At 66.4% G+C, this 20,412-nt stretch carries 22 protein-coding genes; 16 read left to right on the top strand and 6 right to left on the bottom strand.

The window, feature by feature from the left end; all coding sequences use genetic code 11:
* The coding region (locus tag N7573_RS20530; protein ID WP_279943270.1) for an exopolysaccharide biosynthesis protein at nucleotides 1–646 on the bottom strand (646 nt) is incomplete at its 3' end.
* Complete coding sequence (locus N7573_RS20525) at nucleotides 630–1,973, bottom strand: hemolysin family protein (RefSeq protein WP_134950615.1); 1,344 nt, start codon at nucleotides 1,971–1,973, stop codon at nucleotides 630–632. The genes N7573_RS20525 and N7573_RS20530, both read right to left, overlap by 17 nt.
* 283 nt (nucleotides 1,974–2,256) lie before the next feature.
* On the opposite strand from N7573_RS20525, the gene N7573_RS20520 reads away from it, so the two are divergent.
* The gene (locus tag N7573_RS20520; RefSeq protein WP_004152833.1) at nucleotides 2,257–2,883 is read left to right on the top strand and encodes a DUF47 family protein; all 627 of its coding nucleotides are present in this window, start codon (nucleotides 2,257–2,259) and stop codon (nucleotides 2,881–2,883) included.
* A gap of 13 nt (nucleotides 2,884–2,896) precedes the next feature.
* Entirely contained in the window at nucleotides 2,897–4,018 is a 1,122-nt protein-coding gene (locus N7573_RS20515) for an inorganic phosphate transporter (RefSeq protein WP_014036730.1), read from the top strand.
* A 375-nt stretch (nucleotides 4,019–4,393) separates the two neighbouring features.
* On the opposite strand, the gene N7573_RS20510 is transcribed toward N7573_RS20515, so the two are convergent.
* From N7573_RS20510 to parE, 3 genes are all read right to left on the bottom strand, one after another.
* A complete protein-coding gene (locus tag N7573_RS20510) occupies nucleotides 4,394–5,890 on the bottom strand; it encodes a S10 family peptidase (RefSeq protein ID WP_049400374.1) in 1,497 nt (498 codons plus the stop codon).
* A gap of 108 nt (nucleotides 5,891–5,998) precedes the next feature.
* Nucleotides 5,999–6,577 carry a GNAT family protein gene (locus N7573_RS20505; protein WP_049400384.1) on the bottom strand — a complete coding sequence of 193 codons (579 nt, stop codon included), beginning with the start codon at nucleotides 6,575–6,577 and terminating at the stop codon, nucleotides 5,999–6,001.
* A 147-nt stretch (nucleotides 6,578–6,724) separates the two neighbouring features.
* Nucleotides 6,725–8,614, bottom strand: a complete 1,890-nt coding sequence (gene parE / locus N7573_RS20500) for a DNA topoisomerase IV subunit B (protein WP_019338185.1) — start codon at nucleotides 8,612–8,614, stop codon at nucleotides 6,725–6,727.
* A 172-nt stretch (nucleotides 8,615–8,786) separates the two neighbouring features.
* On the opposite strand from parE, the gene N7573_RS20495 reads away from it, so the two are divergent.
* The 10 genes from N7573_RS20495 (at nucleotide 8,787) to truD (ending at nucleotide 16,680) form a co-directional block, all read left to right on the top strand.
* On the top strand, nucleotides 8,787–9,020 hold the full coding sequence (locus N7573_RS20495) for a hypothetical protein (protein ID WP_005416022.1): 234 nt from the start codon (nucleotides 8,787–8,789) through the stop codon (nucleotides 9,018–9,020).
* Between the two features lie 400 nt (nucleotides 9,021–9,420).
* Nucleotides 9,421–11,085: a CTP synthase gene (locus tag N7573_RS20490; protein WP_032130113.1), complete on the top strand. Its 1,665-nt coding sequence runs from the start codon at nucleotides 9,421–9,423 to the stop codon at nucleotides 11,083–11,085.
* 89 nt (nucleotides 11,086–11,174) lie between these two features.
* Nucleotides 11,175–12,005 carry a 3-deoxy-8-phosphooctulonate synthase gene (gene kdsA / locus N7573_RS20485; protein WP_014036736.1) on the top strand — a complete coding sequence of 277 codons (831 nt, stop codon included), beginning with the start codon at nucleotides 11,175–11,177 and terminating at the stop codon, nucleotides 12,003–12,005.
* On the top strand, nucleotides 12,002–12,349 hold the full coding sequence (locus N7573_RS20480) for a hypothetical protein (RefSeq protein ID WP_279913225.1): 348 nt from the start codon (nucleotides 12,002–12,004) through the stop codon (nucleotides 12,347–12,349). Before kdsA ends, N7573_RS20480 begins: the two co-directional genes overlap by 4 nt.
* Entirely contained in the window at nucleotides 12,349–12,678 is a 330-nt protein-coding gene (locus tag N7573_RS20475) for a hypothetical protein (RefSeq protein ID WP_049400376.1), read from the top strand. The genes N7573_RS20480 and N7573_RS20475 overlap by 1 nt, the downstream gene beginning before the upstream one ends.
* Before the next feature lie 96 nt (nucleotides 12,679–12,774).
* A complete protein-coding gene (gene eno / locus N7573_RS20470; RefSeq protein WP_032130116.1) occupies nucleotides 12,775–14,067 on the top strand; it encodes a phosphopyruvate hydratase in 1,293 nt (430 codons plus the stop codon).
* Nucleotides 14,068–14,071: 4 nt separating this feature from the next.
* The gene (ftsB, locus tag N7573_RS20465; protein ID WP_032130117.1) at nucleotides 14,072–14,425 is read left to right on the top strand and encodes a cell division protein FtsB; all 354 of its coding nucleotides are present in this window, start codon (nucleotides 14,072–14,074) and stop codon (nucleotides 14,423–14,425) included.
* Nucleotides 14,422–15,120, top strand: coding sequence for a 2-C-methyl-D-erythritol 4-phosphate cytidylyltransferase (gene ispD / locus N7573_RS20460; protein ID WP_121503763.1), 699 nt, complete (start codon nucleotides 14,422–14,424; stop codon nucleotides 15,118–15,120). Before ftsB ends, ispD begins: the two co-directional genes overlap by 4 nt.
* A gap of 34 nt (nucleotides 15,121–15,154) precedes the next feature.
* On the top strand, nucleotides 15,155–15,652 hold the full coding sequence (ispF, locus tag N7573_RS20455) for a 2-C-methyl-D-erythritol 2,4-cyclodiphosphate synthase (protein ID WP_005409005.1): 498 nt from the start codon (nucleotides 15,155–15,157) through the stop codon (nucleotides 15,650–15,652).
* The gene (gene truD / locus N7573_RS20450; protein WP_125895667.1) at nucleotides 15,649–16,680 is read left to right on the top strand and encodes a tRNA pseudouridine(13) synthase TruD; all 1,032 of its coding nucleotides are present in this window, start codon (nucleotides 15,649–15,651) and stop codon (nucleotides 16,678–16,680) included. The genes ispF and truD overlap by 4 nt, the downstream gene beginning before the upstream one ends.
* Before the next feature lie 69 nt (nucleotides 16,681–16,749).
* On the opposite strand, the gene N7573_RS20445 is transcribed toward truD, so the two are convergent.
* The gene (locus tag N7573_RS20445; RefSeq protein WP_032130120.1) at nucleotides 16,750–17,289 is read right to left on the bottom strand and encodes a Smr/MutS family protein; all 540 of its coding nucleotides are present in this window, start codon (nucleotides 17,287–17,289) and stop codon (nucleotides 16,750–16,752) included.
* A gap of 209 nt (nucleotides 17,290–17,498) precedes the next feature.
* Here N7573_RS20445 and surE point away from each other — a divergent pair, with 209 nt between their 5' ends.
* Genes surE through N7573_RS20425 form a run of 4 tightly spaced genes read left to right on the top strand, consistent with a single transcriptional unit; the run spans nucleotide 17,499 to nucleotide 20,367 of the window.
* Complete coding sequence (surE, locus tag N7573_RS20440; RefSeq protein ID WP_010485979.1) at nucleotides 17,499–18,278, top strand: 5'/3'-nucleotidase SurE; 780 nt, start codon at nucleotides 17,499–17,501, stop codon at nucleotides 18,276–18,278.
* On the top strand, nucleotides 18,275–18,952 hold the full coding sequence (locus N7573_RS20435) for a protein-L-isoaspartate(D-aspartate) O-methyltransferase (protein ID WP_279913224.1): 678 nt from the start codon (nucleotides 18,275–18,277) through the stop codon (nucleotides 18,950–18,952). The genes surE and N7573_RS20435 overlap by 4 nt, the downstream gene beginning before the upstream one ends.
* 18 nt (nucleotides 18,953–18,970) lie before the next feature.
* Complete coding sequence (locus N7573_RS20430; protein ID WP_014036746.1) at nucleotides 18,971–19,585, top strand: YqaA family protein; 615 nt, start codon at nucleotides 18,971–18,973, stop codon at nucleotides 19,583–19,585.
* Nucleotides 19,582–20,367 (top strand): peptidoglycan DD-metalloendopeptidase family protein, encoded by a 786-nt coding sequence (locus tag N7573_RS20425; RefSeq protein WP_279913223.1) that lies wholly within the window; start codon nucleotides 19,582–19,584, stop codon nucleotides 20,365–20,367. Before N7573_RS20430 ends, N7573_RS20425 begins: the two co-directional genes overlap by 4 nt.
* The last annotated feature ends 45 nt before the right edge of the window (nucleotides 20,368–20,412 follow it).

Here is a 20,412-nt window from a genome sequence, read left to right as displayed (position 1 = left end):
GGAACAGCTCCACCGTGTAGCCCACCAGCTGCCCCGAACTGAAACCGAAGAACGCGATCGCCGCCAGCGCCGCGATCCAGTTGAACAGCATCAGCGCGCCATCGCGTTCCAGCAGTGCCAGCGAGAACAGCAGCAGCTGGAAGCCGAACAGGAAGTTGGTGAACGGAATCGGCAACGACAGCAGCAGGCCCAGCAACACCAGCAGCAGGCCGCTGAAGGCATGCGCCGGCAGCGGTGTCAGCAGCTGCGGCAGGCGCGGTTTCAGCATCTTGTCCAACCGCCGCAGCGGGCGGTCGATGCGGTCCAGGAAGCGGTGCATGGTGCCGCGCTTGGGCCCGCGGCGGGCGATGAAGCCGGGCAGCCACGGCCGGCGCAGGCAGAACAGCATCTGCAGGCCGATCAGGATCACCAGCGGGCCGCTGACCGCGCCGCCCATGCCCGGGATCGGGATGAACGATGGCAGGATCGCCACGAACAGGAACACGCCGAACGCGCTCTGCTGCAGGTTGCACAGGATCTGGCCGAGCGGCATGTGCTCGGCCGGGTCGCCGGAGGCGAACATCTCCAGCAGGGTGCGGATGCCCTCGTTACGGTAGGCCGGGCGCTCAACGCCCGGACCCTGGCCGGCCTCAGGCGGTGAGCTCATCGGCCTGCTCGTCGGACAGCGTGCGCAGCAGCAGCTTGTCCACCCGCGCACCATCCAGGTCGACCACCTCGAAGCGCCAGCCGGCCCAGTCGAAGTACTCGCCCGCGTGCGGGATGCGGCCGAAGTAGTGGATGCACATGCCGGCCAGCGTGTAGTAATCGCCATCCTCGGCATCGGGCAGATCGTTGCTGCCGATCAGCTCGCGCAGGTCCTCGATCGGCAGCGAGCCGTCCACCAGCAGCGAACCGTCTTCGCGGGTCACCACCAACGCATCTTCATCGGCGTTCTCCACCGCCTGCAGGCGGCCGACCACGGCGCCCATCAGGTCGCTGATGGTCACCAGCCCCTGGATTTCGCCGTACTCGTCCACCACCAGCGCCATCGACTGCTGTTCCTCGCGGAAGATCTCCAGCAGCTTCATCGCGTGGGTCGATTCGGAGACGTACAGCGGTTCGCGCAGGGTCTGGAACAGCGCGTTGTCGCCACGCGCCATGCGTGTGGCCAGCGATTTCAGTTCCAGCACGCCGACCACGTCCATGTCATTGTCGCGCAGCACCGGGTAGCGCGAGAACTCGTGCTCGGCCATGATTTCCAGGTTGCGCTCCAGCCCAGCCTGGGTATCCAGCCAGGCGATGCGGTTGCGCGGGGTCATCAGGCTGTCGGCGGTGCGGTCGCCCAGGCGCATGACGCGGTTCATCATGTCGCGCTCGTGGGCGTCGATCACACCGGCCTCGTGGCTCTCGGCCACCAGCATGCGGATCTCTTCTTCGGTCACCGAGGCAACTTCGTCCTTGCCTAGCCCCATCAGGCGCAGGACCAAGCGGGTCGAATGGGACAGCAGCCACACGGCCGGGAATGCAATTCGGGCCAGCCAGCCCATCGGCAGGGCTACCATGCCAGCGATGTCTTCCGAACGGGTGATGGCCAGGCGCTTGGGCACCAGCTCACCGAAAATCAGCGTCAGGAAGGTGATCAGCGCCACGGCCAGCGTCTTGCCGATCAGGTTCGACAGCGGCTGCGGATTGCCGAACAGGGTGATGGTGTCGGCCAGCGACGGGAACAACACCTGAAGGTGGTGGGCGATGCTGTTACCGATGGCCTCACCGCCGTACACGCCGGTCAGGATGCCGCCCAGGGTGATGCCGATCTGGACGGTGGACAGGAAGTTCTCCGGCTTCTCGGACAGCTCAAGCGCCTTGGCGGCGCGCTTGGAAGTGCTGGCCATCTGCTTCAGGCGGCTCTTGCGCGAGGTCATGACCGACATTTCGGACATGGCGAAGAAGCCGTTGAACACGATCAGGGCCAAAACTATCAGGATCTCAAACACGGGCGTCGTCCCCGGTTGGTGGCAGGGAGGGCGGGTGCTTGCGATGGCGGCTGGCGCTCAGGAACAGGGTCCGGCGCGGCGCAGGGGGGTAAGGGTCGTCGTCCATAAGGTGCGCCCGAAGGCGCGCTGGCATCTTAGCAAAGGGGCGTGGCAGGGTGGCAACCGCCTGTTCAGGTTGGGGCTTCCAGAGCCCCGGAAGGGGGCAGGGATACCCGTGATGGTCATCTAGCCGTCATAATTCCGTCTGGTGCCGTCCTTCCCGCGACGGCTGACAGGTTTCTCAATGTTCTCTCTGCAGACCATTTTCGGTTCCGGCAAACAGTTCTACACCCTGCTCGATGAGGCTGCCGTCGCGGCTTCCGACGCCGCCAAGGCGCTGCATTCCATGCTGCGCGAGGCCGACCGCCAGCCCGCGCTGGACGCCTTCAAGCTGGCCCGCCTGCGCGAACGCGCGGCCTCGGACAAGATCAGCCAGGCGCTGGTGGACAGCTTCATGACCCCGATCGAGCGCGAAGACATCGAAGCGCTGGGCTCGGCGCTGTACAAGATTCCGAAGCAGATCGAGAAGTTCGCCGATCGCTATTCGCTGGCCACGACCCACCTGGAGCACATCGACTTCGCGCCGCGCGCGGCGATGCTGGAACAGGCTGCCGGCGTGGTGGTGGAGATGGTGGCCGACCTGCGCCACATGAACCTGGACCGGATGACCGCGCTCAACGAGAAGCTGCGTTCGCTGGAGAACGAGGCCGACCGCCTGATGCTCGAGCTGTACCGCGACATCTACTCGGGCCGCCTGGACAACCTGCAGATGTTCCTGCTGAAGGAATTCTTCGAGATCCTGGAAAAGGCCATCGACCGCTGCCGCGAGGCCGGCGTGGTGGCGTACCAGATCGTGTTGAAGAACAGCTGACGGACGCCGCCGCATGTTGACCCTTGTCCTGGTGGTGATCCTGGCCGCGCTCGTCTTCGAGTTCATCAACGGCTTCCACGACACCGCCAACTCCATTGCCACCGTGGTGGCGACCAAGGTGCTCTCGCCCGGCTGGGCGGTGATGCTGGCCGCCTTCATGAACCTCATCGGTGCACTGACCGGTACCGCGGTGGCGCTGACCATCGCTTCGGGCCTGCTCAACACCAACGTGGTCGACGTCACCCCGCAGGTGATCCTGTGCGCCCTGCTGGGCGGCATCATCTGGAACCTGATCACCTGGTGGAAGGGCCTGCCGTCCTCGTCCTCGCACGCCCTGATCGGTGGCCTCTGCGGCGCCGGCCTGGCTGCGGCCCACAACAACTGGGACGCGCTGATCTGGTCCGAGCGCCTGGGCAGCTGGGCGCAGAACAAGGGCCTGCTGTGGAAGGTGTTCGTGCCGATGATCACCTCGCCGATCGCCGGCTTCCTGCTCGGCATCGTGGTGATGGTGCTGCTGTGGGCGCTGATCGCCGGCCTGGCCAAGATCGGTGGTGCCATCGGTCGTCTGGCCCGCCCGCGCATCGTCAACGCCTTCTTCGGCAAGGCGCAGATCGCCTCGGCGGCCTATATGGGCTTCGCCCACGGCCACAACGACGCGCAGAAGACCATGGGCATCATCGCCATGACACTGATCGGTGCCGAAGCCACCGGCGCACTGAACGACCTGCCGTCCTGGCTGGCCTTCATGCACCCGGATGCGCATGCCGGTGACGGCATCGCCATGTGGATCGTGCTGACCTGTGCGGTGGTGATGGCGGCCGGTACCGCCTCGGGCGGCTGGAAGATCATCAAGACCCTGGGTCACAAGATGGTCAAGCTGCACCCGATCCACGGCTTCGCCGCGGAGACCAGCTCGGCCACCATCCTGACCCTGGCCGCCCACTTCGGCATGCCGGTCTCGACCACGCACAGCATCTCCACCGCGATCATGGGCGTCGGCTTCGCCAAGAACCCGCGCTCGCTGAAGTTCGGCGTCATCGAACGCATCGTCTGGGCCTGGATCCTGACCATTCCGGCCGCGGGCGGCTGCGCGTACCTGATCCTGAAGCTGTTCGAGCTGTTCGGCTGGACCTGATCGCCGCGCCAAGGTGCACACGAAAAAGCCCGCCGGATACCGGCGGGCTTTTTTCATGGGCAGAGAATTCTTCCGGACACATCGTGTCGACCAAGGTCGACACCTACCAGAGCAGAAACAGGGATCCGCCCTCGTGCCGACCAACGGTCGGCATCCACCAACAGCGCACGGAAACTGTCGAAGGCGGGGTGGGATGGGCAGGCGGGGGCGCAGAGCGCCATGGATGGCGCTCTACGAGGCACGCAGGAGCAGTTTTTGCCGTCCCCCGCCTGCCCATCCCACCCCGCCAACCCACGGAATGCCAGCTCTTGCTGTTGCAGTGGCAGTTGATCCCCAGCGGGTGCCGGGCCGCAGGCCCGGCCACCACCACCACCCTCAGTTGCGCTGGAACAACGCCTGCACATCCCTGCGGAACGCCGCCTGGCTGTCCGCCCGGCTGTAGAACATGTGCCCGCCCGGATAACTGCGCACCTGTACCCGGTCCGGATTGCTGCCCATCGCCGGCATCTGGTCCACCGTCAGGATCGACCCCATGAATGGGCACGACAGATCATTCCAGCCATGCACGATCAGCACCTGCAGATGCGGATCGATCGCCACCGCCTGGCGCAGCTGGGTCACCGCGCCCTGGCGCAGCTCGCCGTTGCGGTCCCACAGCCGGTTCACCTCGTAGTTCAGCGCCTGGTAGCGTGCATCCACCTTCCAGCCGACCACGCGCGTCACGAAGTCGACCATCGCGGTGGTGGTCGGCGCAATGATGCTGTCCAGCAGCGGATCGTTGGCGCGCTGTTCCGGATCATTCGGGAACGGATCGAACGCGGTCACGTTGGAGTCGTAGCGGCTGCCCAGCGTGCCCTTGTCGCGGAACACCTCACGCAGATAGGCCTGCGTCTCCAGTCGGCCACCGGCGCGGCGCACGAACTGCGCATCCAGCCCGGTCAGCTCGGTCACCCGGCGCAGCATCGCCTCGGTCGCCTGCGGATCGCTGCGGCCCTTCATCAGCGCAGTGGCGTAGTCGCCGCGGGTGTATTCCACCACGTCGCGCATCGCCGCATCGGTCAGTTTGCCCTGGCGCTCCAGGTGCGCTGCAGCGATCGACGGCAGCGTCTGCATCCACGCCATCGGCGAGACATCGGCGTTGTCTTCCAGGGTCGGGCTCAGGTACGGCGACACCAGCACCAGGCCGTTCATCGCCACGCCCAGGCGGGTCTGCAGGAAGTGGGTGATGCGCGGGCCGCGGTAGCCGCCGTAGCTCTCGCCGGTCAGGTACTTGCGTGCACCCATGCGCTGGTTGCGCAGCAGCCAGTCGTAGATCGAGCGCGACAGGTATTCGATGTCGGCGCTGGGGTTGTACAGCTGCTTCTTCGCTTCGTCATCGCCGATGCGTGCACGGCTGAAGCCAGTGCCGACCGGGTCGATGAACACCAGGTCGGTGAAGTCCAGCCAGGTGCCGGGGTTGTCGTGCAGGGTGGCCGGCGCCGATGCGCTGTCACCCTCCGAACCAAAGGTGACCACCTTGGGCCCGATCGCGCCCATGTTGAGGTAGACCGACGATGCACCCGGGCCACCATTGAGCGCGAAGGTCACCGGCCGGTCCTTGCCCGGCATCGTGTAGGCGGTGAACACCACGTCGGCGATCACCTTGCCCTTGGCATCGCGTACCGGCAGGGTGCCGACGGTGGCGGTGTAGTCCAGGGTGCGGCCGGCCAGGCGCATGCTCTGGCGGGCCGACGCATCGGCGGGCAGCGCAGGCGCTTCGGTCTTGTCGTCTTTCGGGTCGGGCGTGGCCTCGGCGTCAGGCGCGGCCAGCACGCTGGCAGGGGCGATGAGCAGGCCGACGCAGAGCGCGGCAGTGTGCAGCAGGGACTTCATGGCACCGGATCGGCAGCGGAAGGGGTTCCGATGCTAGGCCGGTGGAGGGCATGTCGTATGTGTCCAAAGGCATGGCCGCGCGTCGAGGCCGCCAGTGGCCAGATTGGGTCAAGCGGGCAGGGTGGTGCGCAGTTCGTCGTTGGCCAGCAGGCCGTATACCGCCGAATCGGACAGTTCGCCCTGGATGCGCCAGCGCTGCCGCAGCACGCCCTCCAGGTGGAAGCCCAGCCGTTCAAGCACGTGTGCCGAGGGCCGGTTGCGCGGGTCGACTTCGGCTTCCACGCGATGCAGGCGCAGAGTCTGGAACAGGTAGTCCAGCAGGTGCTGCAGCGCTTCGTGCATGTAGCCCTGGCCTTGCCTGTCGGGGGCCAGAAGGTAGCCGATCTCGGCACGAGCGGCATCGCGATCCAGGGCGAACACCACGCAGATGCCCAGCAACGGGCCGTCCAGCGTTTCGCGCACGGCCAGCTTGAGCTGGGTGCCGGTGGCCTGTGCCGCCAGGTCATCGTCGATCTGCGCGCGCGCTTCGGCCGGTCGTGTCCACGCCGGGTGGTTCCAGAACCGCATCACGTCCGGATCGGACTGGATCGCGAACAGGGCGGCCGCATCGTCGCGGCGGATCGGGCTCAGGACCAGGCGCGCGCTGTGCAGCGGCAGGCCCGGGAACAGCAGCGAGTGGCTGGCCAATACGATGGTCCACACAGATGGACGCGCATTATGGCGCCGCCGGGTTTGCCGATGGGGGCGTAATGCCAAGGGCACATGAACCGGCATTACCGGGCGATGGGGCCAGAGCCGTTTCCCTGCAGGAAACGGATCCGGCCCCGCGTCGGGTCAGACTTCCAGCGAAGCCAGATCGCCCTTGCTCTCCAGCCAGCCCTTGCGGTCGGAGGCGCGCTTCTTGGCCAGCAGCATGTCCATCAGCGAACGGGTCTGCTCGCCGTCGTCCACGGTCAGCTGCACCAGGCGACGGGTGTCGGGGTGGATGGTGGATTCACGCAGCTGTGGCGGATTCATCTCGCCCAGGCCCTTGAAGCGGGTGACGTTGATCGCGCCCTTGATCTTCTCGCGTTCGATCTTGTCCAGCATCGAGCGCTTCTCTTCTTCGTCCAGGGCATAGAACACCTGCTTGCCCACATCGATGCGGAACAGCGGTGGCATCGCCACGAACACGTGGCCGGCATCGACCAGCGCCGGGAAGTGCTTGAGGAACAGCGCGGTGAGCAGGGTGGCAATGTGCAGGCCGTCCGAGTCCGCGTCGGCCAGGATGATGACCTTGCCGTAGCGCAGGCCAGCAATGTCGTCCTTGCCGGGGTCGCAGCCGATGGCCACGGCCAGGTTGTGCACTTCTTCCGACGCCAGCACGCTGTTGGAGGACACTTCCCAGGTGTTGAGGATCTTGCCGCGCAGCGGCAGGATCGCCTGGAAGTCCTTGTCACGCGCCTGCTTGGCGCTGCCGCCTGCCGAGTCACCCTCCACCAGGAACAGCTCGGTGCGCGACAGGTCCTGGCTGATGCAGTCGGCCAGCTTGCCGGGCAGGGCCGGGCCCTGGGTGACTTTCTTGCGGACGACCAGCTTTTCGGTCTTCAGGCGCGCGCTGGCGCGCTCGATGGCGATCTGCGCGATCTTCTCGCCCAGCTCCACGTTCTGGTTCAGCAGCAGGCTGAACGCATCGTGGGCGGCGCCTTCGATGAAGCCGGCGGCCTGGCGCGAGGACAGGCGTTCCTTGGTCTGGCCGCTGAACTGCGGGTCGGTCATCTTCAGCGACAGCACGAACGACACGCGGTCCCACACGTCTTCCGGGGCCAGCTTGACGCCACGCGGCAGCAGGTTGCGGAAGTCGCAGAACTCGCGCAGCGCCTCGGTCAGGCCGGTGCGCAGGCCGTTGACGTGGGTGCCGTGCTGGGCAGTGGGGATCAGGTTGACGTAGCTTTCCTGCACCAGTTCGCCTTCCGGCAGCCAGGCCACGGCCCAGTCCACGATCTCGGTGTCTTTCTTCAGGTTGCCGACGAACAGTTCGGCCGGCAGCATCTCGCGATCGCCCAGCTCCAGCTTCAGGTAATCGCGCAGGCCGTCTTCGTAGTACCAGGTATCGACTTCACCGGTGGCCTCGTCGGTCAGCTTCACGGTCAGGCCCGGGCAGAGCACGGCCTTGGCGCGCAGCAGGTGCTTGAGCGCGCGCACAGCGAACTTGGGCGTGTCGAAGTACTTCGGGTCCGGCCAGAAGCGCACGCGGGTACCGGTGTTCTTCTTGCCGACGCTGCCAACCACTTCCAGCGGGGTGGCGCGGTCGCCGTTGCGGAAAGTGATGCGGTGCTCGGCACCTTCGCGCTTGATGTGCACCTCGACCAGGGTCGACAGCGCATTGACCACGCTGACGCCGACGCCGTGCAGGCCGCCGGAGAAGGTGTAGTTGTTGTTGCTGAACTTGCCGCCGGCATGCAGGCGGGTGAGGATCAGCTCGACGCCCGGGATCTTCTCTTCCGGGTGGATGTCCACCGGCATGCCGCGGCCGTCATCGCTGACCTCCACGCTGCCGTCCTTGTACAGGGTGATCTCGATCGAGCGGGCGTGGCCAGCGAGGGCCTCGTCCACCGAGTTGTCGATCACTTCCTGCGCCAGGTGGTTCGGGCGCGCGGTGTCGGTATACATGCCGGGACGGCGCTTGACCGGGTCAAGGCCGGACAGGACTTCAATATCGGCGGCGTTATAACGGGCGTTCATCTGTCTTCGAAAGCTTGGAGCGACGGGCAAGTGTGGGGTCTGGCACGGGATTTTGCACGCCTGCGGTTCAGTCTCGGCGACGCAGAGGGGGTAAAATGGCAGCTGCTGGAATCTGAACACCGGCGACCCCCGTTGGGTCGAAACATCCAAGCCATACCGCGAGGAGGACCTCATGAAGAAGTTGCTGACCATTGCGATCCTGGCCGCTGCCGCCGTTGCAGTGCCGCTGGTGGTGGCGCAGAACGCCGGCCAGCCGGCCCCGCAGCAGGGTGACCAGGCCGACAAGGCGCAGGCCGAGGCCGATGCCAAGGCCAAGCGTCGGGCCCAGGCCAATGCCGAAATGAAGGCGCAGGGCCAGCCGGCCCCGCAGCAGGAAGAGGAAGAGGAAGCGCGCAAGAAGCGCTGATCCCGCCCCCTGCCAGGCGCCCTTGCGACAAGGGTTGCGCTCCGGAACGCCCCGCTTTGCGGGGCGTTTCTTTTTAGTGGCGTGCCATCTGCCTCTTGGGTTGGCGGCCATCAATCTGTAAACTATGGCTTTCCGGGAGTAAGTGCGTGTCCACCATTTGCGAATGGGCTGGAGCGGCCAAGCGTGGCTTCCAGCATGGCGGGTCGCAGGTGACGGTCGATTTGACCGGCACGGTCGCCCCGACCTCGCACGGTGGTCCCCGTCCGGCGCCTGCCGTCGCACGGATCCGCACCTCCCTCGCTGCCACAGCGAACCGGAAAACCCCCTCTGAGCACCATGCCTGCCCTCCGGGCGCGCGTGGTGCTGCCGTTTTCCATTTCCAGACAGGATGCTTGCAGCCATGACTCCCTTGATTTTCGTAACCGGCGGCGTGGTGTCCTCGCTCGGCAAAGGCATTGCCGCCGCGTCGCTGGCCGCCATTCTCGAAGCCCGTGGCCTGAAGGTCACGATGATGAAGCTCGACCCGTACATCAACGTCGACCCGGGCACCATGAGTCCGTTCCAGCACGGTGAGGTCTACGTCACCGACGACGGCGCCGAGACCGACCTCGACCTGGGCCACTACGAGCGCTTCGTGCGCACCCGCCTGAGCCGCAAGAACTCGGTCACCACCGGTCGTATCTACGAGAACGTGATCCGCAAGGAACGCCGCGGCGACTACCTGGGCGCGACCGTGCAGGTCATTCCGCACATCACCGACGAGATCCGCCGCTGCATCGACGAGGCCACCGAAGGCTACGACGTGGCGCTGGTCGAGATCGGCGGTACCGTCGGCGACATCGAGTCGCTGCCGTTCCTGGAAGCGATCCGCCAGGTGCGCACCGAGCGTGGTCCGGAGAAGGCGCTGTTCATGCACCTCACCCTGGTGCCGTACATCGGCGCCGCCGGTGAGCTGAAGACCAAGCCGACCCAGCACTCGGTGAAGGAACTGCGCTCGATCGGCATCCAGCCGGACGTGCTGCTGTGCCGTTCGGAACAGGCTGTGCCGGATTCGGAGCGCCGCAAGATCGCCCAGTTCACCAACGTTTCCGAGCGCGCGGTGATCAGCGTGCCGGACGTGGACGTCCTGTACCGCATTCCGTCGGGCCTGCATGCGCAGGGCCTGGACGAGATCGTCGTCAACCAGCTGAAGCTGGCCGACAAGGTCGGTCCGGTCGATCTGTCGATGTGGGAAGACGCGGTCGATGCGACCCTGCATCCGCTGGACGAAGTGACCATCGCCGTGGTCGGCAAGTACGTCGATCACCAGGATGCCTACAAGTCGGTCGGCGAAGCGCTCAAGCACGGCGGCCTGCGCCAGCGCACCAAGGTCAACCTGAAGTGGCTGGAAGCACAGGACCTGGAAGGCACCGACATGGCCGCACTGGCCGATGTCGACGGCATCCTGGTGCCGGGCGGCTTCGGCGACCGTGGTTTCGAAGGCAAGGTACTGACCTCGAAGTTCGCCCGCGAGCAGCACGTGCCGTACTTCGGCATCTGCTACGGCATGCAGGCGGCTGTCGTCGATTACGCCCGCAACGTGGTCGGCCTGGAAGGTGCCAACAGCACCGAGAACGACCGCCAGTCACCGAACCCGGTGATCGGCCTGATCACCGAATGGCGCACGGCAACCGGCGACGTCGAAAAGCGTGATGACAAGAGCGACCTCGGTGGCACCATGCGCCTGGGCCTGCAGGAACAGCGCCTGAAGCCGGGCACGCTGGCCCGTGAGCTGTACGGCAAGGACGTGGTTGCCGAGCGCCACCGCCACCGCTACGAGTTCAACAACCGCTACCGCACCCAGCTGGAAGATGCGGGCCTGGTGATCGCCGGCAAGTCGATGGACGACACCCTGGTGGAAGTGGTGGAGCTGCCGCGCGATGCGCACCCGTGGTTCCTGGCCTGCCAGGCGCACCCGGAATTCCTGTCCACGCCGCGTGACGGCCACCCGCTGTTCATCGGTTTCATCCGTGCCGCACGTGAGCGCAAGGCTGGCGGCAAGCTGCTGCAGGAAGCCCGCGCCTGACTTGTGATGGGGGCCGCCGGCCCCCATCTTGCACGCTTCAACCCCCAGCGCACCGGCCCGGCCGGTGCCGCGGACAACAAGGAAACGCCATGAAACTGTGTGGATTCGAGGTCGGGCTGGACCAGCCCCTGTTCCTGATCGCCGGCCCCTGCGTGATCGAGTCGATGCAGCTGCAGCTCGATACCGCCGGCAAGTTGAAGGAAGTCACCGACAAGCTCGGCGTCAACTTCATCTTCAAGTCCAGCTTCGACAAGGCCAACCGCACTTCGGGCACCGCGTTCCGCGGCCCGGGCATGGAAGAGGGCCTGAAGGTCCTGGCCGAGGTCAAGAAGCAGATCGGCGTGCCGGTGCTGACCGACGTCCACGAATACACCCCGATGGATGAAGTGGCCTCGGTGGTGGACGTGCTGCAGACCCCGGCGTTCCTGGTCCGCCAGACCGACTTCATCCGCAAGGTGTGCTCGGCCGGCAAGCCGGTCAACATCAAGAAGGGCCAGTTCCTGGCGCCGTGGGACATGAAGCCGGTCGTGGAAAAGGCCAAGGCCACCGGCAACGAGCAGATCATGGTCTGCGAACGCGGTGCCAGCTTCGGCTACAACAACCTGGTCAGCGACATGCGTTCGCTGGCGGTGATGCGCGATACCGGTTGCCCGGTGGTGTTTGACGCCACCCATTCGGTGCAGCTGCCGGGTGGGCAGGGCACCAGTTCCGGTGGCCAGCGTGAGCACGTGCCGGTGCTGGCCCGCGCCGCCGTGGCGGTGGGCATCTCCGGCCTGTTCGCCGAAACCCATCCGGACCCGTCCAAGGCGCTGTCCGATGGCCCCAATGCATGGCCGCTGGACCAGATGGAAGCGCTGCTCGAGACCCTGATGGAACTCGATGCGGTGACCAAGAAGCACGGCTTTTCGCGCTTCGCGTGAGTCGTGACCCGTGGCTGGCGCTGGAAACCCAGCGTCACCGCCGGCACTGGAAACGGTGGCCCTGGGGCCTGATCGCACTGGGTCTGGCCGTGCTGTTCACCGTGGGCATGTTCGGGCTGGTACTGATCGGCGCTGCGTCGGTGCGGCCCCCCGGTGATGGCAGCAGTGCGCTCGATCTGCGGGCGTACTTCATTGCGCTGCTGGTGGCGGAGCTGCTCGGTGCCGTGGGCAGCGTCGCTGCCGCTGTGCTGGCCTGGCGGCTGAATCGCGGCAAGGTCACGGCTGGCCTGGCGATCATCCTGCTCTCGCTGTGGCTGGGCGCCCTGTTCTACGGATTGCTTTGATGAATACGACCACATCGGCGCGTGGCTGGCCCTGGGGCCTGATCGCCCTGGGGCTGTCCGTGTTGACCTGGATCGCCCTGGTGGTGGGCGTGCTGGCCTTCACGTCCGGTTTCCGGCCGCCGGGAGACGGAAACAACGGCGTGCAGGCCACGCAGTGGTGGCTGCTGGGCGCGCTGGTCACGATGGTGCTGTCCTTCCTGGGCAGTCCGGTGGCGATGGTGCTGGCCTGGCGACGGCGGCGTGGCCCCATCCTGGCAGCGATTGCCGGTGCATTGCTGGTGATGCTGGTGTCGATGATCCTGATCGTGATCGGGTCCAGTTGGGGCTGAAGCCGCCCACGCCATTTGGCAAGTGGCGGGCAGCCGGGGATAATCACGCGGCATTCGTTTTGTCGCCCCCTCTCCATACAGGTAACCGGCCCGACCATGAGTACGATCCGCAGCATCCACGCCCGTGAAATCCTCGACAGCCGTGGCAACCCCACGCTGGAAGCCGAAGTCATCCTGGAGGACGGTTCGTTCGGTCGTGCCGCGGTTCCCTCCGGCGCCTCGACCGGCACCAAGGAAGCGGTCGAGCTGCGTGATGGCGACAAGACCCGTTACCTGGGCAAGGGTGTGCGCAAGGCTGTCGACAACGTCAACACCACCATCGCCAATGCGCTGAAGGGCTTCGAAGCCACCGACCAGGCCGGCCTCGACCGTCGCCTGATCGACCTCGACGGCACCGAGAACAAAGGCCGCCTCGGCGCCAACGCGCTGCTGGGTGTTTCGATGGCCGCCGCGCACGCCGCCGCTGCATCGAACAAGCAGGCGCTGTGGCAGTACCTTGCCGCCAAGACCGGCGTGACCCCGTCGCTGCCGGTGCCGATGATGAACATCATCAATGGCGGCGCGCACGCCGACAACAACGTCGACTTCCAGGAGTTCATGGTGCTGCCGGTCGGCTTCACCTCGTTCTCCGAAGCGCTGCGCGCTGGCACCGAAATCTTCCATTCGCTGAAGTCGGTGCTGAAGGGCCACGGCCTGAGCACGGCGGTCGGCGACGAGGGCGGCTTCGCACCGGACTTCCGCAGCAACGTCGAAGCACTCGACACCATCCTCGAAGCGATCGGCAAGGCTGGCTATACCGCCGGTGAAGACGTGCTGCTGGGCCTGGACGTCGCCTCCAGCGAATTCTTCGAAAACGGCAAGTACAACCTGGTCGGCGAGAACAAGCGCCTGACCTCCGAGCAGTTCGTCGACTTCCTCGCCGACTGGGCCGCGCAGTACCCGATCATCACGATTGAAGATGGCCTGGCCGAGAACGACTGGGCCGGCTGGAAGCTGCTGACCGACCGCATCGGCAAGAAGGTGCAGCTGGTTGGCGACGACCTGTTCGTGACCAACCCGAAGATCTTCCAGGAAGGCATCGACTCGGGCACCGCCAACGCGATCCTGATCAAGGTCAACCAGATCGGCACGCTCAGCGAAACCCTGGAAGCGATCGCGATGGCCGACCGCGCCGGCTATGCCGCCGTCGTCTCGCACCGTTCGGGCGAAACCGAAGACACCACCATTGCCGATATCTCGGTGGCCACCACCGCCACCCAGATCAAGACCGGCTCGCTGTGCCGCAGCGATCGCGTGGCCAAGTACAACCAGCTGCTGCGCATCGAGGAAGCCCTCGGCGCCGGCGCGCGTTACGCCGGTCGTGACGCGTTCGTTTCGCTGAAGCGCTGAGCCGATGCGCGACTGGCGCTGGATGCTGCTGGTGCTGGCCCTGCTGCTGGGCTGGCTGCAGTACCGCTTCTGGTTCGGTCCGGGCAACTCGGGTGAAGTGATGATGCTCGAAGCCCAGGTCGCCAACCAGGAGCGGGACAATGAGGGTCTGCAGCAGCGCAACGACGCGCTCGCTGCCGAAGTGAAGGACCTCAAGGAAGGCCAGTCCGCCATCGAGGAGCGCGCGCGCAGCGAGCTGGGCATGATCAAGCCTGGCGAGAAGTTCTACCGCGTGGTCGAGGATGCACCGGTCCACCCGGCGCAGCCTGCTGCCGGCGTCACTGCCCAGGCGGGCGAACACCCGGCAGACGTGCCATGAGCGCGGCGATCTGGGTCGTTGTTCCTGCGGCCGGCCGTGGCACCCGCTTCGGTGCACCGCTGCCCAAACAGTACCTGCAGGCGGGCGGGCAGATCCTGCTCGCCCACACGCTGGACGCGCTGCTGGCGCACCCCGCCGTGGCCGGAGCGATGGTGGTGATCGGCCAGGACGATGCCGACTGGCCGGGCTGGAATGAGTGGTCGGGCAAGCCGGTGCTGACCTGCATCGGCGGCGCGACCCGTGCCGCCTCGGTGCTGGCCGGGTTGCAGGCGCTGCCGGACACCGTGCGTGCCGATGAATTCGTGCTGGTTCACGATGCTGCACGGCCGAACCTGTCGCTGGCCGATCTCGGTCGTCTGCTTGAAGTCGGTCGTGCCGACCCGGTCGGGGCGATCCTGGCTGCGCCGGTGCGCGACACCCTCAAGCGCGCTGGCGACGACGGCGGCATCGATGGCACCGAGCCACGCGAGCGCCTGTGGCGCGCACTGACGCCGCAGCTGTTCCGCCGCCACCAGCTCAGCCGCGCGCTGTCCGACGCAGCGGCCGTCGGTATTGACGTCACCGACGAGGCCATGGCCATGGAGCGCCAGGGCCAGCGCCCGCTGCTGGTGGAAGGCAGTGAGGACAACTTCAAGGTCACCACCCCGGCCGATCTGGACCGGTTCGAATTCGTACTTTCCCGCCGCGCCGGCTGACCGTCCGCGCGGCCCTGTTGCAAGGGTTGCATCCATGAGCACCGCACCGTTCCCGCCCGTCCGCATTGGCCAGGGCTACGACGTCCATGCCTTCGGTGAAGGCGATCACATCATGCTCGGCGGCGTGAACGTGCCGCACAGCTGCGGCGTGCTCGCGCACAGCGATGGCGACGTGATCCTGCACGCCCTGTGTGATGCAATGCTCGGCGCGCTGGCGCTGGGCGATATCGGCCAGCATTTCCCACCGAGTGACGACCGCTGGAAGGGCGCCGACAGCAGTGATTTCGTTCGCCATTGCGACAGCCTGCTGCGCGAGCGTGGCTGGCGCGTCGGCAACACCGACATCACCGTGATCTGCGAGCGTCCGAAGGTCGGCCCGCATGCGCTGGCGATGCGTGAGCGCATCGGTGGGTTGCTGCAGTTGCCGCTGGATGCAGTCAGCGTCAAGGCCACCACGTCTGAGAAGCTGGGCTTCACCGGTCGTGGCGAAGGCATCGCCGCACAGGCGGTGGTACTGCTGGTGGCGGCATGATCCCGCTGCCGTTGGCGTTTGGTGCACCGTTGCTGACGGCGCGCATCCGCACCACGCCGGACGATTTCCAGGTTGACGAACTGCCGGCCTTCGAGGCGACCGGTGAAGGCGAACACCTGCTGCTGCACATCCGCAAGCGCGGTGCCAACACCGTGCATGTGGCCAAGGTGCTGGCCAAGTGGGCGGGCCTGCCGGAAATGGCGGTGAGCTACGCCGGCATGAAGGATCGCCATGCGGTCACCACCCAGCGTTTCAGCGTGCACCTGCCCAAGCGCGTCGCGCCGGACCTGGCCGAGCTGGCCAGCGACGAGATCGAAGTGCTCGAAGCCACCTGGCACAACCGCAAGCTGCAGCGTGGCGCACTGGCCGGCAACCGCTTCAAGCTGGTGCTGCGCGAGGTGCAGGGTGATGCTGCAGCGATCAGTGAGCGCCTGCAGCAGATTGCCGAGCGCGGCCTGCCGAACTGGTTTGGTGAACAGCGTTTCGGCCGCGACGGCGGCAACGTACCGGCGGCATTGGCGATGTTCGGTGGCCGCCGCATGCGCAAGGACCAGCGTTCGCTGCTGCTGTCAGCCGCCCGTTCGGCGCTGTTCAACCGCGTGCTGGCCGCGCGCGTGGAGCAGGGCAACTGGGATCAGCCGCTCGATGGCGAAGTGTGGATGCTCGATGGCAGCCGCAGCGTGTTCGGACCCGAGCCGTACACCGACGTGCTGGCCGAGCGACTGGCGCGTTTCGACATCCATCCCAGCGCGCCGCTGTGGGGCGAAGGCGAGCTGCGCAGCGCCGACGCGGCACGTGAGCTGGAGCTGGCCGCGCTGGACGACGAGGAGTCAAAGGCACTGCGGGCCGGCCTGGAAGACGCACGGCTGAAGCAGGAGCGCCGCGCGTTGCGCCTGCGCCCGGCGCTGTTGCAGCACCAGTGGCTGGCCGACGACGTGCTGGAGCTGTCATTCGCGCTGCCGCCAGGCTGCTACGCCACCGCCGTACTGCACGAACTCGGCCCCGTCGAAGACGCCTCGCAGGCCTGACAGAAAAAGGGGACGGAGGGAATTAAGTCGTTTGTGGCACAAACGACTTAATTCCCTCCGTCCCCTTTTTCATCTACGGGCCAGCAGCACCAGCACCGCGCCGGTGCCGCCTTGTCCGGTCGGCGCCGAATGGAACGCCAGTACGTCGTTGCGCAGCCGCAGCAGGCGATCGACCAGATTCTTCAGCACCGGTGCACCGCCATCGGACTGCAGGCCCTTGCCGTGGATGATGCGCACGCAGCCATAGTCGTGTGCATGCGCTTCCAGCAGGAACTGGCGCAGCAGCGCCTCCGCCTGCGACGCAGTGGCGCCGTGCAGGTCCAGCTCGTCCTGCACCGAGTACTGGCCACGCTTGAGGCGCTGGAACAAGCGTGGTGGCAGGTTGTCGCGGCGATAGCTGGCCACGTCGCCGGCTTCCAGCGGCGTGCTGTCGCGCAGCAGCCGGGCGAATTCGCCGGCGGCTTCGGCCTCGTCACGTTCGGCCATGCGCGCGCGCGGCTTCGGCCGGGGCGCGGCAGGCGCCGGCTCGGCATCCTTGCGCAGCGGCGTCACTTCGCCGATGGCCGCACGGAACAATGCGGCCGGATCTTCGTCTTCAGGGTGCGACATGCGCACAGGGTAAACCGCCGGCGCATCTCTGCCTATGACGGTTCGATGTCGGTCATGACCGCCGACAGGGTAGGACCGGCGGCTCGCATGCGGCACAATAGACGATGCCCTTGCAGGGTCGACGGCTTCCGCAGGGGAGTACGGCGGTCCCGCCCACACTGCACGGTGACGGAATCGAATTCTTGGAAAATCAAGCGGTTAAATCGAAGATGCGAATCCTGGTCAGTAACGACGATGGCGTCGACGCCGCAGGCATCCGGATGCTTGCTTCGGTGCTGCGCGAGGCCGGACACGAAGTCACGGTGGTCGCGCCCGACCGTGATCGCTCCGGCGCCAGCAATTCGCTGACCCTGGACCTGCCGATCCGCCTCAAGCGCATCGACCATTACACCGTCTCGGTGGCCGGCACTCCGACCGACTGCGTGCACCTGGCGCTGACCGGGCTGCTCGAGTTCGAACCGGACATTGTCGTGTCCGGCATCAACAATGCCGCCAACCTCGGCGATGACGTGATCTACTCCGGCACCGTCTCGGCGGCGATGGAAGGTCGCTTCCTCGGGCTGCCGGCGGTGGCGGTCTCGCTGGTTACCCGCAACCACGATCCGAAACACTTCGAGACCGCCGCGCGCGCTGCGGTGGAGATCGTTGCCCGGCTCAAGGCCGATCCGTTGCCGGCTGACACCATCCTCAACGTCAACGTGCCTGATCTGCCGTGGAGCGAGGTCAAGGGCTTCGAGGTCACCCGCCTCGGCAACCGCCACCGCGCCGAAGGCTGCATCGCGCAGAAAGACCCGCGCGGCAACGAGGTGTACTGGATCGGCCCGGCCGGCCGTGAGCAGGACTCCGGCCCCGGTACCGACTTCCATGCGGTGCGCACCGGGCATATCTCGATCACCCCGATCCAGGTGGACCTGACCCGCTACCAGGCACTGGAGAAAGTGGCCAGCTGGGTCGGCGGCCTCAGTGCCGCGCTGGACCAGCCGGCATGAGTCCACGCCTGCGCCTGCAACCGGAAGCCGTCGGTATCGGCATGACCTCGCAGCGTGTGCGTGACCGCCTGGTCGACCGCCTGCGCGAAGCCGGCATCGTCGACGAGCCGACCTTGAATGCGATCCGGGTGGTGCCGCGCCATCTGTTCATCGACGAGGCACTGGCCTCGCGCGCGTATGAAGACACTGCGCTGCCGATCGGCCACGGCCAGACCATCTCGCAGCCCTGGGTGGTCGCGCGGATGACCGAGACGGTGCTCCAGGTCGCGCCGAAGCGGGTGTTGGAAGTCGGCACCGGTTCCGGTTACCAGGCCGCCATCCTCGGTGCGCTGGGCCTGGAGGTCTACACCGTGGAGCGCATCGGCGATCTGCTGCGACAGGCCCGCAAGCGCTTCCGTGCGCTGGGAATGAACATCCGCACCAAGCATGACGACGGTCGCGTCGGCTGGGCCGAGCACGGTCCGTTCGATGCCATCGTGGTCACTGCGGCGGCGCCGGCACTGGTCGACGCCCTGATCGAGCAACTGGCCGAGGGCGGCCGCCTGGTGGCGCCGGTCGGTGGCCCCGGGGCGCAGTCGCTGGTACAGCTGGACCGCAAGGCCGACGGCAGCATCGAACAACACGTGCTGGCGCCGGTCACGTTCGTGCCGCTGCTGTCTGGCATGCTCGACTAATCCACGGAGCAGGGTTGCATGAAGATTTTCGGGCCGCTGTACGAGCGGGCGATGAAGTGGGCGGCGCACGAACGCGCGCCGACCTACCTGACGGTGTTGAGCTTCTTCGAGGCGATCATCTTCCCGGTGATGCCGGAGGTGATGCTGGCGCCGATGTGCGTGGCCCAGCCCAAGCGCGGTTGGTGGTTCGCCACCCTGAGCCTGGCCGGCTCGATGGTCGGCGCACTGGTTGGCTACGCGCTGGGTCATTACGCCTTCGAGGCGATCAAGCCGTTGTTCGAAGCGCTGGGCATGCTGCCGGCCATCGAGCAGGGCATCACCACCGTGCAGGCGAAGATGGCCGAGTCGCCGTGGGCAGTGTTCACCTTCCTGGTGCTGGGCGGATTCATGCCCATCCCGATGAAGGTCTTCACGTGGGCATCGGGTATCGTCGGTGTACCGATGCCGCAGTACCTGTTGAGCATGCTGATCGGTCGTGGCAAGCGCGTGTTCGTGCTGGCTGCGGTCATCCGTATCGGTGGTGCGCGTGCTGAAGCGGCACTGCGTCGCTGGATTGAACCGCTGGGCTGGATCGCCACCGCGCTGGTGGTGGTGCTGATCGCCTGGCTTGTATGGAGGTCGAAGTTCGCATGAGTCCTGATCGTCTGAGCAAGGGAGTGCGCATCGGCGCGCTGGCGTTGCTGGTTTCCACCCTGGCCGCCTGCGGCACCGCCACCGTGGTTCGTCCTGGTGGTGGCAGCACCGGTGGCGGTGTGACCACGCCGAAGACCTCGGTAGCCAAGCCGGGGCAGACCGTGGTGGTGCGCAAGGGCGACACCATCTATGCGCTGGCCCGCATCCATGACATCACCCCGGCCGACCTGATTGCCTGGAACAGCCTGGACAACCCCTCGACGATCTACCCGGGGCAGGTGATCCGGCTGTATCCGGCCGGTGCCAGCGGCGGCCGCGCGCCCACCACGGTGGTCACCCCGCCGCGTTCCGGTGGCAGCAGTGGCGGCAGCACCACGCCGGCCCCGGCGCCGGTCGGTCCGGTGAAGAGCAACATCGCCTGGCGCTGGCCGGCTGATGGCGCCATCGTTGGCCGCTACGTGGCTGGTGATGCGACCAAGCAGGGCGTCGACATCGCCGGCACCAGCGGCCAGGCGGTCAAGGCCACCGCCAATGGCGTGGTGGTGTATTCCGGCGCCGGCCTGGTCGGCTACGGCGAGCTGATCATCATCAAGCACAGCGACCAGTGGCTGTCGGCCTATGGCCACAACCGCAAGCGCCTGGTGAATGAAGGGCAGAGCGTGAAGGCCGGTGAGCAGATCGCCGAAATGGGCCGTACCGGTGCGAACCGCGACATGGTCCACTTCGAGATTCGCTACAACGGCAAGCCGGTCGACCCGCAGCAGTACCTGCCGGCACGCTGATCGTCAGATGCGATAGCGCCGGGCCATGCCCGGCGTTCCTGGCCT

The sequence above is a fragment of the Stenotrophomonas sp. GD04054 genome (genome assembly GCF_029836955.1).
Classification (GTDB): Bacteria; Pseudomonadota; Gammaproteobacteria; order Xanthomonadales; family Xanthomonadaceae; genus Stenotrophomonas; species Stenotrophomonas maltophilia_A.
The sequence above is the reverse complement of the archived record's forward strand: the minus strand, read 5'-3'. Positions and strand labels throughout refer to the sequence as shown.

Excerpts from the sequence above, each read along its gene's own strand:
- kdsA (WP_014036736.1), top strand. The coding sequence starts at position 11,175 with ATGAAACTGTGTGGATTCGAGGTCGGGCTGGACCAGCCCCTGTTCCTG.
- truD (WP_125895667.1), top strand. The coding sequence starts at position 15,649 with ATGATCCCGCTGCCGTTGGCGTTTGGTGCACCGTTGCTGACGGCGCGC.
- ispF (WP_005409005.1), top strand. The coding sequence starts at position 15,155 with ATGAGCACCGCACCGTTCCCGCCCGTCCGCATTGGCCAGGGCTACGAC.
- N7573_RS20475 (WP_049400376.1), top strand. The coding sequence starts at position 12,349 with ATGAATACGACCACATCGGCGCGTGGCTGGCCCTGGGGCCTGATCGCC.
- N7573_RS20515 (WP_014036730.1), top strand. The coding sequence starts at position 2,897 with ATGTTGACCCTTGTCCTGGTGGTGATCCTGGCCGCGCTCGTCTTCGAG.
- N7573_RS20495 (WP_005416022.1), top strand. The coding sequence starts at position 8,787 with ATGAAGAAGTTGCTGACCATTGCGATCCTGGCCGCTGCCGCCGTTGCA.
- surE (WP_010485979.1), top strand. The coding sequence starts at position 17,499 with ATGCGAATCCTGGTCAGTAACGACGATGGCGTCGACGCCGCAGGCATC.
- N7573_RS20435 (WP_279913224.1), top strand. The coding sequence starts at position 18,275 with ATGAGTCCACGCCTGCGCCTGCAACCGGAAGCCGTCGGTATCGGCATG.
- parE (WP_019338185.1), bottom strand. The coding sequence starts at position 8,614 with ATGAACGCCCGTTATAACGCCGCCGATATTGAAGTCCTGTCCGGCCTT.
- ftsB (WP_032130117.1), top strand. The coding sequence starts at position 14,072 with ATGCGCGACTGGCGCTGGATGCTGCTGGTGCTGGCCCTGCTGCTGGGC.
- N7573_RS20430 (WP_014036746.1), top strand. The coding sequence starts at position 18,971 with ATGAAGATTTTCGGGCCGCTGTACGAGCGGGCGATGAAGTGGGCGGCG.
- N7573_RS20445 (WP_032130120.1), bottom strand. The coding sequence starts at position 17,289 with ATGTCGCACCCTGAAGACGAAGATCCGGCCGCATTGTTCCGTGCGGCC.
- ispD (WP_121503763.1), top strand. The coding sequence starts at position 14,422 with ATGAGCGCGGCGATCTGGGTCGTTGTTCCTGCGGCCGGCCGTGGCACC.
- N7573_RS20490 (WP_032130113.1), top strand. The coding sequence starts at position 9,421 with ATGACTCCCTTGATTTTCGTAACCGGCGGCGTGGTGTCCTCGCTCGGC.
- N7573_RS20510 (WP_049400374.1), bottom strand. The coding sequence starts at position 5,890 with ATGAAGTCCCTGCTGCACACTGCCGCGCTCTGCGTCGGCCTGCTCATC.
- eno (WP_032130116.1), top strand. The coding sequence starts at position 12,775 with ATGAGTACGATCCGCAGCATCCACGCCCGTGAAATCCTCGACAGCCGT.
- N7573_RS20425 (WP_279913223.1), top strand. The coding sequence starts at position 19,582 with ATGAGTCCTGATCGTCTGAGCAAGGGAGTGCGCATCGGCGCGCTGGCG.
- N7573_RS20520 (WP_004152833.1), top strand. The coding sequence starts at position 2,257 with ATGTTCTCTCTGCAGACCATTTTCGGTTCCGGCAAACAGTTCTACACC.